Raw genomic sequence first — 505 nt, forward strand, 5'->3', positions numbered from 1 at the left:
GAGCATGGAATGACGCTGCGCCGTTACTGGTCGACAGCGGCGTGCCAAGGCTGCGCGATCAAGAGCCAATGTACGCCGTCCAAGGAGCGCCGCATCACGCGCTGGGAGCATGAGCATGTGGTCGAGGAGGTCCAGAGACGGCTCGATTCCAATCCCGATGCCATGCGGACGCGACGCGAGACGGTCGAGCATCCCTTCGGCACGATCAAGGCCCGTATGGGGGCGACCCACTTCCTGATGAAGCGCCTGCGGAATGTCGCCGCCGAGATGGCGTTGCACGTCCTCGCCTACAACCTCACGCGGGTGATGAACATCGTCGGCAAACCGAGCCTGATTGCAGCCATCCGCACCACCTGAAGGCCGGAAAGTGCGTCCAAAAGCGCAATACCGCGTCGCGATACCCACTTTGGCCGGTCATTGGACGATCCGACGCCAGAACATCAGCCGCCTGCAATGATTGGCGACCACGGCCGCGTGCCGACCTATCCGTTTGCACACAACCAAG

General features: G+C 62.4%; 1 protein-coding gene. It reads left to right on the forward strand.

What is annotated here, in order from left to right; translation table 11 throughout:
- Positions 1 to 357 (forward strand): transposase (locus Q2941_RS51915; RefSeq protein WP_458197589.1); only part of this gene is annotated, 357 nt, incomplete at its 5' end.
- Between the last annotated feature and the right edge of the window lie 148 nt (positions 358 to 505).

The organism is Bradyrhizobium sp. UFLA05-153 (assembly GCF_054185185.1).